The following is a 17,451-nucleotide window of genomic DNA, read 5'->3' as shown; positions in this document are numbered from 1 at the left end:
TTTCCGTGAAGGAACAAGTGGGCGAACGCGTTTCCGTGCTCGCTACCACGTTCTGTTCTCCAGCCATGAAACCTTTTTTGCTTGTCTTTCTTTGTCTCAGTTCGCTGTCCTTTGCCCAGTCACCGAAACCGAATGTTGTCGTGTTTCTGGCAGATGATGCAGGCTGGGGCGACTACCATCAGAACGGCAACAACATGGTGTCCACGCCGAACATTGATTCCATCGCGAAAGGAGGGGTGACACTGGACCGCTTTTATGTCTGCCCTGTCTGCTCGCCTACCCGCGCAGAGTTTCTGACCGGACGGTATCATCCGCGCGGGGGCGTGCGTGGCGTATCAACGGGGCAAGAGCGGCTGAACCTGGATGAAAAGACCGTGGCCGATGCGTTCAGAGCTTCTGGTTATGCCACCGGTGCCTTTGGTAAATGGCACAATGGCAGCCAGTGGCCGTATCATCCCATGGCGCGCGGGTTTGATGAATACTTCGGCCACACCTCCGGGCATTGGGGGGAATACTTTGATCCGCCACTGGAGCAAAACGGCAAGATGGTGCGGGAGAAGGGATACATCGTGGACATCTGCACGGACAAAGCACTGGATTTCATTAGCCGGAACAAGGACAAACCTTTCTTTTGTTATGTGCCTTTCTCCACGCCGCATTCTCCCTGGGCGGCACCGGAAAAAGACTGGCAGCGTTTCAAGGACAAGCCCATCACCCAGACCGCCACGGATGCAGACAAGGAAATCGCCGATGAAACGCGCTGTGCACTGGCCATGATCGAAAACCAGGACTGGAATGTTGGCCGGGTCTTGAGCAAACTGAAGGAGAGTGGTCTGTCTGAGAACACTATTGTTTTATACTTCTCGGATAACGGTCCGAACAGCAACCGCTGGACAGGTGGTATGAAGGGCAAAAAAGGATCCACCGATGAAGGCGGTGTGCGCTCCACCTTTTATATCTCCTGGCCAGCCAGCCTGCCCAAGGGGCAAACGGTCACACAAATCACTGGAGCCATTGATCTGCTGCCGACGCTGACGTCTCTGGCCAATGTCCCGCGAGTGGGTGACAAGGCTCTGGATGGTCGCGATCTCTCTCCGTTGCTGAAGGGGGACAAGCCGGAGTGGCCGGACCGCATGATTTTTTCCACCTGGGCTGCCAATGCGAGTGTGCGCACTCAACAACACCGTCTGGATGCGAACGGACAGCTTTACGACATGTTAACCGATCCGGGCCAGACCACCCCCATCAATGATCAGGCACCTGAGGTCGCCAGCAAGCTGAGCGCAGCCGTAAAGGCTTGGCGTCAGGAGGTGTTTGGAAATGCGGATGGAGGCAAAACCAAAGCCCAAGGAGGCAAGAAAAAAGGGGCGGGCAATGCCGTGGATCCACGGCCACTCACCGTCGGCTATCACGAATTTCCCATCACCATGCTGCCTGCCCGTGATGGCGAACCGCGTGGTGGAGTCGAGCGCAGCAGCGGTGCGCCTAACTGCTCTTACTTCGTCAACTGGAACAGCAAAGAAGGCCACATTGTCTGGCTTCTGGATGTGAACACAACCGGGCGATATGAGGTCAGTGTGGATTATACTTGTCCCCTTGCAGATGCTGGTTCCACGGTGGATTTGAGCTTCAAGGATAGCCATCTTAGCGGGAAGGTGATGCCGGGCTGGGACCCGCCGCTTTATACGAATCAGGACACCTTGCCACGGCCTAAGGCTGAGTCCCAGATGAAGGAGTTTCGGACGCTTAAACTAGGAGAGATGAAGCTGGAAAAAGGGCAGGGGGAACTGACCTTGCGGGTGCTCGACATGCCTGGCCAATCCGTCATGGATGTGCGCCGCGTCACCCTGACGTTGTTGGATTGATCTGCCAGTCTGAGTCACCACTTGGATTCCGGATAGGTGACGGTGCCTTTTTGGCTGGCAAGATGAGGCTGGATGGCTCGTGATAAGGGGATGCGTCCATTTTTGTTCTTCTGTGTCCTTTTTAGCTGCGCTGTGGCTCATGCTGCGGCCCGGCCTAACATCATCCTCATCATGGCGGATGACATGGGGTATTCGGACCTGGGCTGCTATGGTGGGGAAATCAATACCCCAAACCTGGATGCACTGGCCAAGGGAGGCGTACGGTTTACGCAGTTTTATAACACGGCCCGTTGCTGCCCCACGCGTGCCTCATTGCTGACGGGCCTGTATCCGCATCAGGCAGGCATCGGCCACATGATGGAGGATAAAGGGCTGGATGGATACCGAGGGGAACTGAGCTGTGACTCCGTCACGATTGCTGAAGCACTGAAACCTGCCGGATACCGCACGTACATGACCGGCAAATGGCATGTGACGAAGAAGACCAAGCCGGAGGGCGAGCAGGATAAAAGCAACTGGCCTTTGCAGCGTGGCTTTGACCGCTTTTATGGAACCATCCATGGCGCAGGCAGTTTCTTTGATCCGAATACGTTGACCCGCGATAATCAGTACATCTCTCCCTTTGCCGATCCTGAGTATCAGCCAAAGGAGTATTATTACACCGATGCCATTGCGGACCAAGCAGCCCGTTTTGTCGCTGACCACACGCGTGATCAGGGTGACCAGCCATTCTTAATGTATGTGGCGATGACGGCTGCCCATTGGCCCATGCATGCCAAACCGGAGGACATCGCCAAATATAAAGGCAAGTATGATCAGGGCTATGAAGCGATCCGTGCGGCCCGTGTGGAGAAAATGAAAAAGCTGGGGCTGCTGCCGGACGGCTGGCAGGTAGCCGCTCAAAAAGGCGGGGCCTGGAGCGACGTCAAAAACCGCGAATTCGAAACCCGGTGCATGGAGGTCTATGCGGCGATGGTGGACTGCATGGACCAGGGGATTGGTCGCCTGATGGAAGAGCTGAAAAAACAAGGGCAGTATGAGAATACGCTCATCCTTTTCTGCCAGGATAATGGCGGATGCGCGGAACCGATGGGCCGCAACGCACCCTTTAAACCGCGTGCCGACAAGCCCTCCTTGCCTGCCATGGTTGCGACAGATCTGCAGCCGGACATGATTCCGAAACAGACGCGAGACGGCTACCCCATGCGCCAGGGTTATGGAGTGCTTCCCGGCCCGGCGGATACTTACATCGGCTATGGCGAAGCGTGGGCCAATGTGAGCAATACGCCCTTCCGTGAATACAAACACTGGGTGCATGAAGGCGGTATCAGCACGCCTCTGGTGGCTCACTGGCCTAACGGCATTCCGGCAGCGCGACACAATGCATTGGAGTCTCAGCCGGTTCATCTTATTGATCTCATGGCCACTTGTGTGGACCTGGCAGGGGCCGCTTATCCGGCAGAGCACAGTGGGCAGCGAATCAAGCCGATGGCAGGCGTGAGCCTGAAACCGGCATTGTCAGGGGAGGCACTTGGCCGCAAAGAACCCATTTTCTTTGAGCATGAGGGAAATCGTGCCGTCCGTGATGGAGTGTGGAAGCTGGTGGCCAAAGGGCCTCAGGGTGCCTGGGAACTTTACAACATGCAGGCGGATCGCACTGAACAACACGATTTGTCAGCGACTGAAGATGAGCGCGTGAAAATCATGTCCGCCCAGTGGGAGGCCTGGGCCAAACGTGCCCAGGTCATCCCGTGGATCTGGGGCCTGCCGCACGGGGAGCCACTCCCATCCAAAAAGGGGAAAAAGGGCAAGAAAAAGAACTGATCTTTATGCGGTTATTTCTCTTCCTTCTCCTGGCCCCGGTCATGACTCTCGTGGCCGCAAAGCCCGTGCGGCCGAACGTTTTGCTCATCTGTGTGGATGATCTGAAACCTGCCCTGGGCTGCTACAGCGATGCATTGGCGAAGACGCCCAACCTCGACCGGCTGGCTGCTCGCGGGATGCGCTTCGACCTGGCCTATTGCAACCAGTCCGTATGCGCCCCATCGAGGAACAATCTCTTGTTAGGCTCGCGCTCAACATCACTGGGCATTTACAATCTGTCCGACAACTTTCGCATGGCCGTTCCAGATGCCGTTACGCTGCCTCAGCATTTTAAAAACTATGGATGGAGGACGGAGGCTATTGGCAAGATCCTTCACACTGGACATGGGAATCACGACGATGAAGCCTCATGGAGCGTGCCTCCAGTGAAGGACAAGGTCGTCGAGTATCTTGACCCGGCCAATTCAGCCAACGGCCAGCTCACCCGGGAGGAGGCATTCTTTACAAATCAGCAGTTAGGTCGCATTCGTGAACTGCCGCGTGGAGCTGCCTGGGAAAGCTCCGACGTGGCAGACAATGCCTATGCTGATGGTCGCATCGCGGATGCGGGAGTCCTACGTCTGCGTGCGGCGAAAAAAAATCCAGGTGAGCCCTTGTTCCTGGCGCTTGGTTTTGTGAAACCTCACCTGCCATTCACAGCTCCCAAAAAGTACTGGGACATGCATGATCGCGCGGCCTTTCCTCTGGCTGCGCGCGCCACGCCGCCGGAGGATGCGCCTGCCTATGCAGGCAAGACCTTGGGAGAGCTGAACAACTACGATCCTGTGCCACAAGAGCCGCCTCTGACGGATGACATGCAGCGCACCTTGATGCACGGTTATTATGCCTCTGTAAGTTTCATGGATGCACAGGTCGGTCGTGTATTGGATGAGCTCGATGCGCTCGGTCTGTCAGACAAGACGATCATTGTCCTGTGGGGAGATCACGGCTGGCATTTGGGGGACCATGGCATGTGGACCAAGCACACCAATTATGAGCAGGCTAACCGCATCCCTCTGATCATTGTTGCCCCGGGAATCACCGTTGCTGGTTCACGGACGAAGCAGCCTGCTGAAACGGTGGACATTCTGCCGACCCTGGTGGAGCTGGCGGGACTGCCTATTTTAAACGGACCGCAACCTATGGATGGCATCAGCCTTGTACCCGTGTTGCGTGACCCTTTAACACGGGTACGGGATCACGCCACCCATGCTTTTCCTCGGCAGCGCGATGGACAATTCGTACTGGGCCGTGCGATACGTACAGAACGTTATCGTTTAGTGGAGTGGAAGAAACCGGGAGCCGCAGCGGATACCGCTGATCTGGAGTTATACGATTATCAGGAAGATCCTTTGGAAACTCGCAATCTCGCGCAGATGCGACCTGAGGTGGTCGCTGGGTTATTGGCGATTTTAAGCCGACATCCAGAGGCGGTTCCTCCATTCGCGCCTAACAAAAAGAAGAATACAAAGAATTGATCCATGAAAACCTTTCTCCTTTTTCTGGCCCAGATGGCCATCCTCAGCGGCAACCTGACGGCAGCAAGACCTAATATCCTCATTATCCTCGCAGATGACTGCACGCACAATGATTTGGCAGTGTACGGCGGCAAAAACGCAAAGACTCCGAACATCGATACACTCGCTTCACAGGGGCTCACGTTCAACCGGGCTTACGTCAGCGAGGCCATGTGCCAGCCCTGTCGGGCGGAGCTTTATACCGGGCAGTTTCCCATGCGCAATGGCTGTGCCTGGAACCACAGCGCGAGCCGTCCAGGGACCCGCAGCCTTCCGCAGCACCTTGGAGCCCTGGGTTATCGTGTGGGACTTGCCGGAAAGTCACATGTCTTGCCGGAAGAAGCCTATCCCTTTGAGAAGGTGCCGGGCTTTGATCCTAATTGTGTGCGTAATCCCACACAGGCTCATGATCTGGACGGCGTCCATAAATTCATCAGCCGCCAAAAAGACCAGGCTTTCTGTCTGGTAGTCGCTTTGGTCGAGCCCCATGTGCCCTGGGTCATGGGGGACGCAAGCCAGTATCCACCCAAGAAGATTCAACTTCCGCCCAACATTGCGGATACTCCCAAGACCCGCGATGACTTCAGCCATTACTTGGCCGAGATCACTTACATGGACGGTCAGGTAGGACAAGTTTTGAATGCTCTCAAGGAATCCGGGCATGAAGAGGATACTCTTGTCATTTTCACATCTGAGCAGGGTTCACAATTCCCGGGAAACAAATGGACCAATTGGGATACCGGTTTGCACACCGCACTCATTGCTCGCTGGCCAGGGCACGTGGCGCCAGGAATGCGCACGGATGCCATCGTCCAGTATGCGGACGTGGTCCCGACGCTGATCGAACTGGGTGGAGGTCTTGATAAAGCTCCAGGCACCCGCTTTGATGGCACCAGTTTTTCTGAGGTCTTATTCGGGAAGAAAAGTTCTCATCGCGAATATGCTTATGGAGTACACAACAACATCCCGGAAGGTCCGGCTTATCCTATCCGCACTGTCAGCAATGGTGAATACCGGTATATCCGCAATGTGACACCTGGGGAAATTTACATTGAGAAACACGTCATGGGTATCCAGGGAGGCGGGGCCTTGAATAACCCCTACTGGCCTACCTGGGTGGCCAATTCCTGGAACACTCCAGAGACTTATCATTTGGTGAAGCGCTATCTCACCCGGCCGGGTGAAGAACTCTATCACACCGCCTTGGATCCCTATGAAATGACCAATCTAGCGACGGATCCCAAGCATGCGGCGACCCGTTCACATCTGGCGGAAGAACTCGACCGCTGGCTGGCCGAGCAAGGGGATCCAGGTGCCAAGCAGGATACGCATGAAGCTCATCAGGCAGCCAAACGGGGCGAGCATCTTTATTTTGCCAAGCCCTGAATCCTTCGCCCGTTTTGTCTTGCCGGATTCAGGGCCTTGCACCAGCATCCGCACCTCACCCACCCCCCTATGTTCAAGAAAAACTGGTATCTGTTTACCCCCCTGCTTCTCGTTGCCATTCCTGCTGCCATTTACGCTTACTACGTTTCCAGCATGGGCTATGGCAGCACGGACGCCGCCAATGCAACGAAGTACTTTTTGGTTTCCGGCACGCGTTACGCCATGGACTACGATGAGCTAAACTTTAACCGGCTAAAGCCCGGTATGGACGGCAGGCAGGTTTTTTTGACGATGGGTAAGCAGCCTTCCGAGCGGCATGACAACGATACCCGCTGGGTTTACTCCCTGGCGAAACCTGGTTCCCAGGCCTATCATGAACGCGTGGTCGTCATGGAGCGCGACAAGCAAAACACACTCCGTGTCAAGGAATTGGTGAAGCGCTTTCACGTTCCTGGAGAATGATACGGGACTCACGTCCCTGTTGCCAGTCTGCATCATCGCATCCAATCTAGGATGTGATGATGTCTTTTCTTCGTGTCTCTGCACTCTTCAGTGTCCTCGCGCTGCCATTGTTTATGGCCTCATGCAGCTCCTCTACGCCTAGAGGTCTGCCTCGCAACTTGCCAACGATCAATTTGCATGGCTCTCCCCAGACGCCAGCGCATTCCATGGCCCGCAAAGATTACCCCTTTGATGCCAGTGGCAATTACGTGACGGCCTGGGCTTCTGAAGGTGAGAGTGCCGCCTCCAACGATGACGTCGCCCGCTGGCAGGCTTCCCATGGTGGCAGTGTCTCGCGCCGCCAGCCGTCACCGGTGACCAAGGTCTCATCAAAGAAGAGTTCCTCCGGCAGGACATCCAGCTACACCATCAAATCAGGCGACACCCTCGGTGGCATTGCTCGTAAGCACAGCACAACGGTTGCCAAAATTAAGGCGGCCAATGGTCTGAAGTCTGACATGATTCGTGCGGGAAAGACGCTCAAGATCCCGCGCTAAGCCGTTCGGCACCCTTCCCGTATCTTATCCGGCTGGATCGCAGCGGGTGGTATCCCCACCCCACATGCCGTCTTAACAAATCAGCCGGATTCTTTTCAATCCCTTTCAAGGTTCCAATCGCAGAGCCTCCCTCATTCCCACTCCCATCCTTCATGTCAGTTAAGATCCGCCTCAATACCGCTTCTGCCACCCACGTCGTCCTCGCTAAAGTGGGCAACCCACAGCGTGACGAACCCCTTCAAACATCCAAAGAAGTGTTTCCCATCTCTGAGGAAGATCAGCCAACCTTGACGGGCATCTTCCTCAAGCCGTTCAAGAATCTGATGGCCCACCGGTTCACTCACCATTCATCGCTGGATCAGCATGAGATGAATACTTGCGTGAAAGCCATCTTCGAAACCAAAAACGGACTTTATGAACGAGGAGTCGAGATCGCTAAACGGCTATATTCCAAGTCCAATCACCCCAATATCAAAGCCGGGGATCTCTGCATTGCCCACATCAAGGAGGCCCAGGTGGAGGGGGAGTTTGTCCAGGGGCTGTGCATCTTGAAATCCGAGAGCGTGGTGCCATTCCTGAGCATCTCCACCCGCGATGGCGACCTCCAGATTTCCACGGAGCAGGGGATCAACCCGGACAAAATTGACAAGGGCTGCCTCATTCTGGATTACTGGTCAAAGAAGGGCTATTACGTGCTGACTTTTGACCGCAGTGGCAGCGATTCCCGCTTCTGGGTGCGCGACTTTCTAGGAGTGGAAGCGGTGCCAGATGCCGCCTTCCTCACCAATGCCTATACCAAAATGGCAGTGGAGTTTTTGGAAGAAGACAAGCCTGCCGATGACACCCCGCCCTGGGAAACCTGCAATGCAGCCCGTGGAGCCTTGGAATACTTTGAAGAGCGTGAAAAATTCGACCTGGAGGAATTCGAAGAAGAAGTCCTGAAGACCCCAGAAGCGAAATCCAAATTTCACGAGCAGCGCGCCCGCCTGGAGGAAGAGCAGGGACAGCCTTTGGAAACGTCTTTCGAAATCTCCAAAAAGGATGTCACCAAGGCCAAAAAACGCATCAATGCAGTGCTAAAACTGGATACAGGGGTGGAAATCCATGTGAAGTCCACTCTCTCCACTGAGCACGATCCTGTGCTTGAACGCGGTTATGATGACCGGAAAGGCATGAAGTTCATCAAGGTGTTCTTCAACAAGGATCTTTCGGCCTGATAATACAGTAGCGAGTCAGCATGGAGTGAATGCCAACGATCTGTTTGGCATTCCCAGCATACGCTTATTTGACCCGCTTCATACGGAAGGTGCCTTCGTCCAGCTCGCATTTGTAGGTGGCGCTGAATTCATCGCCCTTCACGGTGCCTTCATAGGTATAAAGTCCTCCTGCCCAGCCTGGCATTTGATGCTGGCCGTTAAATTGCCAGGTATTCTTGGATCCTGTCACCCGGTGATCCACGCGATAGCCACCGCTCAGGAAGCCTGCCCAGGTGGCACGGTAATGGAAAGGATGGTCGCCTGCCGAATTCTTCGCGGGGCCGACCACGCTGCGAAGGCGGCCATGGTGCTTGTTAATGTCACTCTGCCACGTTCCTTCCCAGGCTCCAGCGATCCCGGGTTGCGGCCCGGCTTTCAATGCAGCGTTCCATTCCTTGTTGAAGGAATGCGAGCAGGAGCTGAGCAGGGCAGCGAGGCTGAGAAAAAAGAACAGTCGTGTCATGACTGTGGAGGAACGCTTGGCAGGATGCTTTTTCAGCATCCAATTTCAAGGAGTTACACTCCAACGACCTCACGAACCTGATCTTCGGTGATCCCGCGCAACTGGAAAACACGCAGCAGGGTGTCTTCAATCAGATTGTTAGGGCAGGAGGCACCGGCGGTGATGCCGATAATGACTGGCCCGTCCTCGGCCAATTTGCTGGAGTAACTGGTTTTCTCGGCCTTCAGATGGAGGTCAAAATGGACAATCTGCTCCAGGGAGGTCAGGCATTCCGCCGTGCGGATAAAGAAGGTCGGCAGTTCTTGCTCGCCGATTTCCACCAGGTGGGTGGTATTGGAACTGTTGTATCCGCCGACGACCAGCAGGACATCGAGCGGTTGTTTGAGAAGCAGGAAAAGCGAGTCCTGGCGTTCCTGTGTAGCACCGCAGATGGTATCAAAAACTTGAAAATTTGGCTCAGTTGTCCCAGGTCCATCTCGGTCTTCAATGGCTTTTTGAAGTCGCCGCTGGATCTCTTCCGTCTCAGATTTCAGCATCGTCGTCTGGTTGGCAACGCCAACGCGGCGGAGATGCAGGTCCGGATCAAAACCCTCAGAAAGCGCACTCGCTCCTTTAAAACGATCCAGGAAATCCGCCTTGTTTCCGCCGTTGCGAATGTAGTCACAGACATAGTCCACATCCGCCAGTGTCAGCACGACCAAATAGTGTCCGTTACCTTGGTCACCCAGGGCACGGGAAGAGGTAGCACGGGTTTCCTCATGGCTGGCTTTGCCGTGAATGATGGAGGTAAATCCGTTTTTGGCGTAGTTACGCACCCGTTTCCAGACGCTCATCACATCTCCACAGGTGGTATCCACCACCATGCATCCGCGCTCAGCAATGAGCTTCATTAGTTTCGTTTCGGCACCGAAGGCCGGGACGATGACCACATCCTCGCTATTCAGCTTAGAGATCTCACTTTCATGCTCACTGACAGGGATGCTGATGATGCCCATTTCAGTAAGCTGACGGTTCACCTCCGGGTTATGAATGATTTCACCCAGGAGAAAGACGCGTCGGTCTGCAAAGACACGACGCGCCGCATAGGCCAGGTCGATCGCCCGTTCCACACCGTAGCAGAAGCCAAAGTCACGCGCCAGACGGACCGTCGTATTGCCGATCTGGATCACGCTGCCCTGCTTGCGAATCTCCTCCACCAGAGCACTGCGGTAATGCGTCTCCACCTCCTGCTGCACGCGCTCCATGACTTCCGGAGTACGGACGTTGACACGACGGGAAACTGGAACTGGAGCAGCGGCAGACATTGGCGGAGGTGTAAGCAGGGCAGGGGAAGAGGTTACGACTGGACGGAGATCAATAGGTGTAGATTTTGCCTTTCTTGGCATCTTCAAACACCTGGGCGCTGAGCATGTAATTCATCGGAGGGTCAGCCAGGGTGGAGTCATCAAGAACCGGCAGGGTTTTGCCAATGGTAGCATCTTCAGGATGGCTGGTCGCGATGATCAGAGGCGCACCGGTAGGAACCATGGAGAAGATTTTCTGAGCGGATTTGATCGGCAGACGCACGCAACCATGAGTGCATGGATAAGGCTTCACCCAACCCCAATGCATACCGTAGGCGGACTTGAACTCCATCCAAAAGGACATCGGATAGCCGGCGCCGGGCTGGCTCTGGCGGCGACGGTTGGCCTGCTTGCTGTAAATGCGGAAAGTGCCGTGCGGCGTAGGCGTGCTGGCCGTGCCCACGGAACAAGGCGTGGCGAGCAAGACCTCATTGCCCTGCATCACATAGACGCGCTGGGCACCGGTGCTCAGTTTCACCTTCACTGCGGAAGGATTGGTGACCGCTTTGGCCGGTGGGTCAAAGCTGGTGGAGTAATTGCCGGATTTTTTAGTGACACAACTGCTCATGGCAGCAGCGACCGTCACAAGGGCGAGGGTTTGGCAAAGGCGGTGGGTAAGAGTAGCTTTCATTCAGGGAATGATGGGTAGCACGCTCCCCGCCCCCTCTCCACTCGTTTTTATCGTCTGTAAAATGTCGTTATTCTTGGCGAAAGCCTGCGTTTAATAGGGTCATCTTCTGCCCGCTTCATGAAAACCCTTCTCACAGCCCTCACTGTTTTTGCTGCCTCCTCCCTCCTCGCCCAGGAAACCGGCAAACCGGAAACCGCCAAAACTGAGTGGATTCTCTTTGATGGCAAATCCCTGAATGACTGGGAGCCTGTGGACATGGGCGGCAGTGGAGAGGTCTCCGTCGAAGGCGGGCAGCTCATCATCAACCAGGGCGAAAACCTGAGCGGGGTCGTTTATAAAAAGATCGAAGAGCTGCCGCTCATCAATTATGAAATCACCCTTCAGGCGAAACGCCTCCAAGGGGTGGACTTCTTTTGCGGCCTGACCTTCCCCATCGGAGATGTAAAAAAGTGCGCCACCTTCATCTGCGGCGGCTGGGGCGGAAGCGTTACCGGCATCAGCAGCATTGATGGTCAGGATGCCGCAAACAATGCCACCGGAACTTATCAGCGCTACGATGATGACAAATGGTACAGCATCCGGCTGCGCGTGACCGCTGAAAACCTGAGTGCCTGGGTGGATGACAAACAAGTCGTGGACCAGGACATCAAGGACCGAAAAGTCAGCCTACGTGAAGGCCCCATCGAAGCCTACGCCCCTTTATCCCTCACCACCTACAACACCATGGCCGCCATCAAAAATGTGCGCCTGAAGGTCTTGGCTGAAGAGAAGTAACGGCGAGTCAAAGATCTCCAGCGGCCTGTTTTCTACTTCCTAACCACCTTGCTAAACTCTATTCAGCTTGATACTGGGGATACTGGTCCTTGAGCAACTGGCGGAACTCGGCAGCCTTGGCGGACTGACCGGCCTTTTCCAAGGCACGAGAAGCTTTGTCCATGGCTTCAGGGGTCAGCTCAGCATCGTCGAAGAGTTGGGCTGGGTACATGAATTTGCCGGCGGCAGCTTTGTATTTCTCTAGGGCAGCATTTGCGGAGCCCTCGCTCTCCAGCTTCTGCCCAGCTGCCATAGCCACATCTCCCTCGAGGATGAGCAGGAGTGCCTGCGGTTTACCATCTTTGGCGAACCCCAGCCCTTCCTGAGCCACTTTTTCCGCTTCATCAATCTTGCCAAGACCAAGCAGGGCCCGGCCCTTGGTCATCAGCCCGCGTGCCTTGACTGCGCTGTCAGGGGTGACGGCCAGGAAATAATCGGTCGCCTTGATGCTGCCTTCGTAATCCTTGGTTTCCAGGAATGCCATGCCCAAGTAATTCCAGACGCGAGGATCTGTATTCTCAGGTGCATCTGGTGTCGTGGCCAGGCTCAGATACTTAGTGGCACGGGCATAGAGTTTCAGGTCGTAAAGTTTCAGGCCCAGCCAGGAAACGACGTTGGGGGGAATGTTGGCATTGGAATTAGCCTTGCGATATTCGTCAATGGCCTTGCTCAGCCCCTCAAAATCCTGCTGCGCATAGTAGGCTAGCAACAGCATCTGATAGGCGCGGTCCAGATTTGTCTCTTTGTCAGTTTCAATAGCTTTTTGCAGGGCGGGAATGGCTTTTTCCCAGTTCTTTTGATCGAAGTATCCCCGACCAATGCCATACCAGGCCTGACCTGCAGCCTTGCTGCGTGGATACTTGGTCACCAGCATTTCAAAGGCGGCGACCATGGCCTTGGCATCTCGCTGCTCCATGGCGATAAGGCCTAACTGGAGGTATGAAATTTCCGCCGCGTCAGAATTGGTGTACTCTTTGATCACGCGCTGGAAGTCGCCGACCGCTTTGGCCAAGTCCTTGGATTCGCGATAGGCCAATCCCCGGCGTGCGAGTGCCTTGGGCTTGAATTCATGTGCCGGGTAGTCGGCCAAGAACTGGGTGAATGCCCCAATGGCATCTTGATGGCGTGCGGCTTCTGCAAGAGCCCAGCCTTTGTTGAAAAGAGTGCCCGGCTGAAGTTTTGGCGGCAAAACGTCGATCCGCACATCACTGTAGCTATCCGCAGCTTTGGCGTAGTCACCATGGTTGAAATAGAAATCTGCCCGGATGAGCCGGGCCAGATTGATGAATTCATGCTGAGGGCGGTCTTGAATGTGACGCTGGATGAATGCAGTCGCAAAGTCTCCCAGATCCCGGTCATCGAGAAGGTAAAAACAATACAGCTTCCAGTAGCCTGCTTCAAAAGCCTGGTCACTGCCTGGAAAGCCTTGCTCGATCATGAGATAGACCTCAACCGCCCGTGCATAGCCTTTTTTCATCCGGTAGGCATTGCCCACAAGCAGGAGCATTTTGGGACGAATTTCGCCATCTGGAAGGACGCCGGAGTTCCGGTTGTAGTTTTCGATAACTCCGTCGTAATCGCCTTTGGCAAACAATGCCTGCACGATGCCGACGAGGGCGATGCCCCGGTTTAGGGGAGTTGTTTCAGGAATGGTCAGCGCACGTTCAAAGAGCGGGATGGACTCGTCCGGTTTCCCCATCTCAGCCTGAAGTACAGCGGCCTTCACGTTTGCCTCGGAAAGTACGGCGTTATCCTTGCTTTCCTTGAGCAGATCCAGGAAGAGCGGCAGTGCCTCAGCCTTTTTGTCTTCGGCCAAGTAAACAGTGCCGAGCATCAGCAGGGAGGCTTCCCGGTAAGGATTGTCAGTCTTGGTGGCGATGACTGACTGAAGGGCAGCAATTTGCCGCTTACTGTCTTTGAGCATTTGGTATGCACGTGCGCGATTATACGCGGCGGCTAGGCGTACCTGGGGCAGGGTGCTTTTGGTTTCGCAAAAAGCGAACTGGCGTGCGGATTCTTCAAAGTCTTTGGCATTGAAGCGCATTGCTCCCAGACGGTAGGCGGCGGAAGGCGCACCCTCGGAATTGGGGTAACGGCTCACCACCTCCATGTAATAAGTCTCAGCCACCTTGAGCTGGTTCTGCTTCATGTAGCATTCGCCAATGCGAAACATGGCCAGGGGAACCTGTGCACCTGAGGGATAATTTTGCAGATACTGTCCAAAGGATTGAGCCGCGATGGCAAATTCTCCACGCTCATAAACCATGCTGGCATAGTCGAAGAGATCCTGATCCGGTGATTTCGGCTGCGGGGGGGCGGCTGGCTGGGCGGGGCGGGTAGTCGGGTCCACCGGGATAGCCCGTGGGATCGGTTTTTGCTCTTCCTCTTCCACAGGGATGGCGCGGGGCACGGCCTGTCCGAGGACCACTGTGGCACTGAGCAGAGGGATGAGGAGCAACAGGCGGGGCAGTTCGTGACGGCGCATCTCAGTTCTTCGGGGCTTCTGTTTCGGGCTTGCGGGTGGCAAAGGCGATGTTCCAGATGCCCGCCTTCTGGCAGGTATTCAGGACATTGATTACATACTTGTAATCGGCCACCTCGTCACCCCGGAGGATGACGGCTTGGTCTTTATAGATAGAAGCAATGTTTCGCAGCTTCACCAGCAGTTCTTCTTCTGTGAGTTCCTGGCCGTTGACGATGATTTCACCGGCTGACTTGATGTTGATGATGATTTCACCCACATTTCGAGATTCCTTTTCCTCCCCTTCATCAGCCGCAGGCACGCTGATGTCCATGACCTGCTCGTTTTTAGCATAATGAGAGGTGACGGCAAAGAAGATGACCAGGAGAAACAGCACATCCACCAGCGGGGCTAGCTGCATGGGCGTGGGCTCAATGGAATGCTGTTTGCGGAAATTCATGAGTCAGCGGCTTGGGGAGGCTGCGGCGAGGGAAAGGATCTTTTGAGGTAGTGAAGAGTCGATTTATTCAGGGAAGTCTCATTCCCCACGTCCGGCTACGGCACGCGCGGCGCGTTTATATTGGACGGCCAGGAGCGCCATGAGGTGGGTGGTGGCGGCTTCCATTTCCGAAATAAGGCGGTTTACCTTACCACGAAAAATGGCATAAAAAATCAGGGCCGGGATCCCGATGACCAGGCCTGAAGCGGTACAAAGAAGGGCTTCAGATACACCTTGCGCCAATCCCAACTGGTTGGAGCCTCCATATTCCGCACCCGAGATTGCGTGGAAAGTGGTGATCATTCCTAGCGTCGTCCCCAGAAGGCCTAACATGGGTGCCACCGCACCGACATCCCCCAGATAGGCGATGCGCGCTAGCAGTAAGCTGGACTGGCGATTGCCCTCAGCCTCAGTGACTTCTTTCACTTCTTCAAAACTGGCCGTTGGGTTGCGTGTGGCAAAGTCCAGGGTCTTCGCCGTGATGCGGGCGATGCACTCATTGCGCCGGTTGCAGACCGCCAGCAGACCGAGGTAGTCCTGCTTGCGGATGAGCGCATCCGCAGAGTTCATGAAGGCATCACTCACCACCGTGCCCTGCCGCACGGTGAAGGTGAAGAGTACAATGAGAAAAGCGGTGATCATCGATAGGACGATCAATGGATAGGCCATGACGCCTGTGCTTTGGATAAATCCCTCCAGCGTCAAAGCGTTGGCAAAGGGATTGTTCTCTGCTGTTGCAGGTTCAGCCGCCGCTTCCATGGGCGTCGGACTAGCCGTGGCGGGGGCTGCGGTCTGGGCTTGAACCGCAGGGGCCAGCCATGTCATCACGATGGCCAGGAGGGTGAGGGCGAAGAATTTGGGGCGATGCATGGGCGTGCGACTGTAGGCGCGAGGGTGAAGGATGCAAGAGTTGAGGCATGTACCACAACAAACAGACGCTCATACAGGCAAAAAGATGGCCAGCCAGTATGAAAATTGTGTTTACGGAGCAAAAATCACAATTCAGAGGGGGACGAATCATCGCAGTTAAGCGAATACATGGCGACGTAATACCTTTAGCGGGTATTTCTCCTGCCATCGTTGCCTTTTTTCGTTCGCCATGAACGTGAAGAGGACTTAAATCCATTCTGAATCTGCATCCCCTCACTGAGTATGAACGAATCCTCCAATCCTGACATCGGTTTCGGTAGTTCCACCGGCAATGACCCCTTCCAGGCGGCCAAGGCCAGTGCCATGAAAGCCGCAGAAGAACTGCGTGCTGCTGCCACTCAAAAAGCTTCCGAACTGCGCACTGCGGCAGAGACAAAGGCTCAGCAGTTCAAAACCGCGGCTGAGCAAAGAGCTGCCGAACTGAAATCTGACCTGACTGAAAAAGCTGGTGAGTTCCGCCATTATGCTGACGACGCCATGGGCCAGGCACGCGAAACGCTAGGTGAAGCCCGTGAGCGCTGCGAAAATCTTCTTTCAGACGCTGAAGAGCTCGCTCGTGTGAAACCACGGCAGGCACTGCTGACCGCCTTTGGTGTCGGTCTCGTCGTGGGGCTGATCCTGCGTCGCTAAACCTTCTGTCTGAACAATTCTCACCCATCATGGATACTGAGGTTTCCCGGGTAAAGTCATTGGTGCGCACCCTGGCCCTCTATGCAGAAGCCCGGGGGCGACTGCTGCAGATCGAAGCGCAGGAGGCGGGCACCAAATTTAGCGAGATATTCATTCTCGTCACCGTCCTCTGCGGCTGTCTGCTGTTCGGCTGGATGCTGGCCCTGCCTGCATTCGTCTGGATAGTGGCTAATTCTTTGGGATGGCCGTGGTGGCATGTCGCCCTGTGGGGTGCAGGCTTGCACCTGTTTTTAGCCATCGTCTTTTTCATTTCTCTTAAAGTCCGGCTGAGCAAGTTGCGGGTTTTTGAGGAGACTTTTCATCAATTTCAGCGTGATCGTGATGCGATCGGCAATCTTCCGCCTCGCCAATGACTCCTAAACAGCAAGCCCTCAAGGATCTGGACTATGCCCGTATCCAGTTGTCCACCCACTTGCAGCTCGCGGGCGAGGAGTTTAACCCCAAGTTTATTCTTACCCGGTCCGTTCGTTCGCATCCGTTCGTCTGGATTGGCGTTGCGGCTGCCGGTGGGCTTTTGATCGTGCGATTCTTAATGCCGCCGAAGCACGCTAAGATTGAGCGTGACAACTTGACCGCTTCCGCTACAAAGAGCGGCCTTATTGCACTTATTCTGACGCCTGTGATAGCCATGGCGCGACAGACTGCGTGGAAATATGGAAGCCAATTTCTCCAATCTTATCTGACCCAACATTTCTCTCGCCACGAGGGTGAACACCCACGTGGGTGATTTTACCCC

The 17,451-nt window shown here is 55.1% G+C and carries 17 protein-coding genes; 11 read left to right on the top strand and 6 right to left on the bottom strand.

Annotated elements, in window-relative coordinates; all coding sequences use genetic code 11:
• The first annotated feature begins 65 nt into the window (after positions 1-65).
• The 7 genes from EI77_RS14745 to EI77_RS14715 all read left to right on the top strand — a co-directional run bounded on the left by EI77_RS14745 (position 66) and on the right by EI77_RS14715 (position 8,846).
• Entirely contained in the window at positions 66-1,865 is a 1,800-nt protein-coding gene (locus EI77_RS14745; RefSeq protein WP_133796058.1) for an arylsulfatase, read from the top strand.
• Positions 1,866-1,955: 90 nt separating this feature from the next.
• Entirely contained in the window at positions 1,956-3,689 is a 1,734-nt protein-coding gene (locus EI77_RS14740) for an arylsulfatase (protein WP_133796057.1), read from the top strand.
• Positions 3,690-3,694: 5 nt separating this feature from the next.
• A complete protein-coding gene (locus EI77_RS14735; RefSeq protein WP_133796056.1) occupies positions 3,695-5,206 on the top strand; it encodes a sulfatase in 1,512 nt (503 codons plus the stop codon).
• A 3-nt stretch (positions 5,207-5,209) separates the two neighbouring features.
• Positions 5,210-6,631 carry a sulfatase family protein gene (locus EI77_RS14730; protein WP_133796055.1) on the top strand — a complete coding sequence of 474 codons (1,422 nt, stop codon included), beginning with the start codon at positions 5,210-5,212 and terminating at the stop codon, positions 6,629-6,631.
• A gap of 69 nt (positions 6,632-6,700) precedes the next feature.
• Entirely contained in the window at positions 6,701-7,093 is a 393-nt protein-coding gene (locus EI77_RS14725) for a hypothetical protein (protein ID WP_133796054.1), read from the top strand.
• 206 nt (positions 7,094-7,299) lie between these two features.
• Positions 7,300-7,629 (top strand): LysM peptidoglycan-binding domain-containing protein, encoded by a 330-nt coding sequence (locus tag EI77_RS14720; protein ID WP_208300357.1) that lies wholly within the window; start codon positions 7,300-7,302, stop codon positions 7,627-7,629.
• A 152-nt stretch (positions 7,630-7,781) separates the two neighbouring features.
• Positions 7,782-8,846, top strand: a complete 1,065-nt coding sequence (locus EI77_RS14715; protein ID WP_133796052.1) for a nucleoid-associated protein — start codon at positions 7,782-7,784, stop codon at positions 8,844-8,846.
• Between the two features lie 64 nt (positions 8,847-8,910).
• Here EI77_RS14715 and EI77_RS14710 read toward each other — a convergent pair whose 3' ends face one another.
• From EI77_RS14710 to EI77_RS14700, 3 genes are read right to left on the bottom strand one after another with little or no spacing between them, the layout of a single operon-like run.
• Entirely contained in the window at positions 8,911-9,348 is a 438-nt protein-coding gene (locus tag EI77_RS14710) for a hypothetical protein (RefSeq protein ID WP_133796051.1), read from the bottom strand.
• Positions 9,349-9,401: 53 nt separating this feature from the next.
• Positions 9,402-10,652 (bottom strand): 4-hydroxy-3-methylbut-2-enyl diphosphate reductase, encoded by a 1,251-nt coding sequence (locus tag EI77_RS14705; protein ID WP_133796050.1) that lies wholly within the window; start codon positions 10,650-10,652, stop codon positions 9,402-9,404.
• 49 nt (positions 10,653-10,701) lie between these two features.
• Entirely contained in the window at positions 10,702-11,322 is a 621-nt protein-coding gene (locus tag EI77_RS14700; protein ID WP_133796049.1) for a L,D-transpeptidase, read from the bottom strand.
• A 117-nt stretch (positions 11,323-11,439) separates the two neighbouring features.
• On the opposite strand from EI77_RS14700, the gene EI77_RS14695 reads away from it, so the two are divergent.
• Positions 11,440-12,096, top strand: a complete 657-nt coding sequence (locus tag EI77_RS14695; protein ID WP_133796048.1) for a 3-keto-disaccharide hydrolase — start codon at positions 11,440-11,442, stop codon at positions 12,094-12,096.
• A gap of 58 nt (positions 12,097-12,154) precedes the next feature.
• Here EI77_RS14695 and EI77_RS14690 read toward each other — a convergent pair whose 3' ends face one another.
• The 3 genes from EI77_RS14690 to EI77_RS14680 all read right to left on the bottom strand — a co-directional run bounded on the left by EI77_RS14690 (position 12,155) and on the right by EI77_RS14680 (position 15,965).
• Complete coding sequence (locus EI77_RS14690; RefSeq protein WP_133796047.1) at positions 12,155-14,620, bottom strand: tetratricopeptide repeat protein; 2,466 nt, start codon at positions 14,618-14,620, stop codon at positions 12,155-12,157.
• A gap of 1 nt (position 14,621) precedes the next feature.
• Positions 14,622-15,056, bottom strand: a complete 435-nt coding sequence (locus tag EI77_RS14685; RefSeq protein ID WP_133796046.1) for an ExbD/TolR family protein — start codon at positions 15,054-15,056, stop codon at positions 14,622-14,624.
• A gap of 78 nt (positions 15,057-15,134) precedes the next feature.
• Positions 15,135-15,965 (bottom strand): MotA/TolQ/ExbB proton channel family protein, encoded by an 831-nt coding sequence (locus EI77_RS14680; protein ID WP_133796045.1) that lies wholly within the window; start codon positions 15,963-15,965, stop codon positions 15,135-15,137.
• A 282-nt stretch (positions 15,966-16,247) separates the two neighbouring features.
• Here EI77_RS14680 and EI77_RS14675 point away from each other — a divergent pair, with 282 nt between their 5' ends.
• The 3 genes from EI77_RS14675 (at position 16,248) to EI77_RS14665 (ending at position 17,442) form a co-directional block, all read left to right on the top strand.
• A complete protein-coding gene (locus EI77_RS14675; RefSeq protein ID WP_133796044.1) occupies positions 16,248-16,655 on the top strand; it encodes a hypothetical protein in 408 nt (135 codons plus the stop codon).
• Positions 16,656-16,717: 62 nt separating this feature from the next.
• The gene (locus EI77_RS14670; RefSeq protein WP_166647271.1) at positions 16,718-17,068 is read left to right on the top strand and encodes a phage holin family protein; all 351 of its coding nucleotides are present in this window, start codon (positions 16,718-16,720) and stop codon (positions 17,066-17,068) included.
• On the top strand, positions 17,065-17,442 hold the full coding sequence (locus EI77_RS14665; RefSeq protein WP_133796042.1) for a hypothetical protein: 378 nt from the start codon (positions 17,065-17,067) through the stop codon (positions 17,440-17,442). The genes EI77_RS14670 and EI77_RS14665 overlap by 4 nt, the downstream gene beginning before the upstream one ends.
• Positions 17,443-17,451 lie beyond the last annotated feature (9 nt).

Source organism: Prosthecobacter fusiformis (assembly GCF_004364345.1).
GTDB lineage: Bacteria > Verrucomicrobiota > Verrucomicrobiia > Verrucomicrobiales > Verrucomicrobiaceae > Prosthecobacter > Prosthecobacter fusiformis.
The sequence above is the reverse complement of the archived record's forward strand: the minus strand, read 5'-3'. Positions and strand labels throughout refer to the sequence as shown.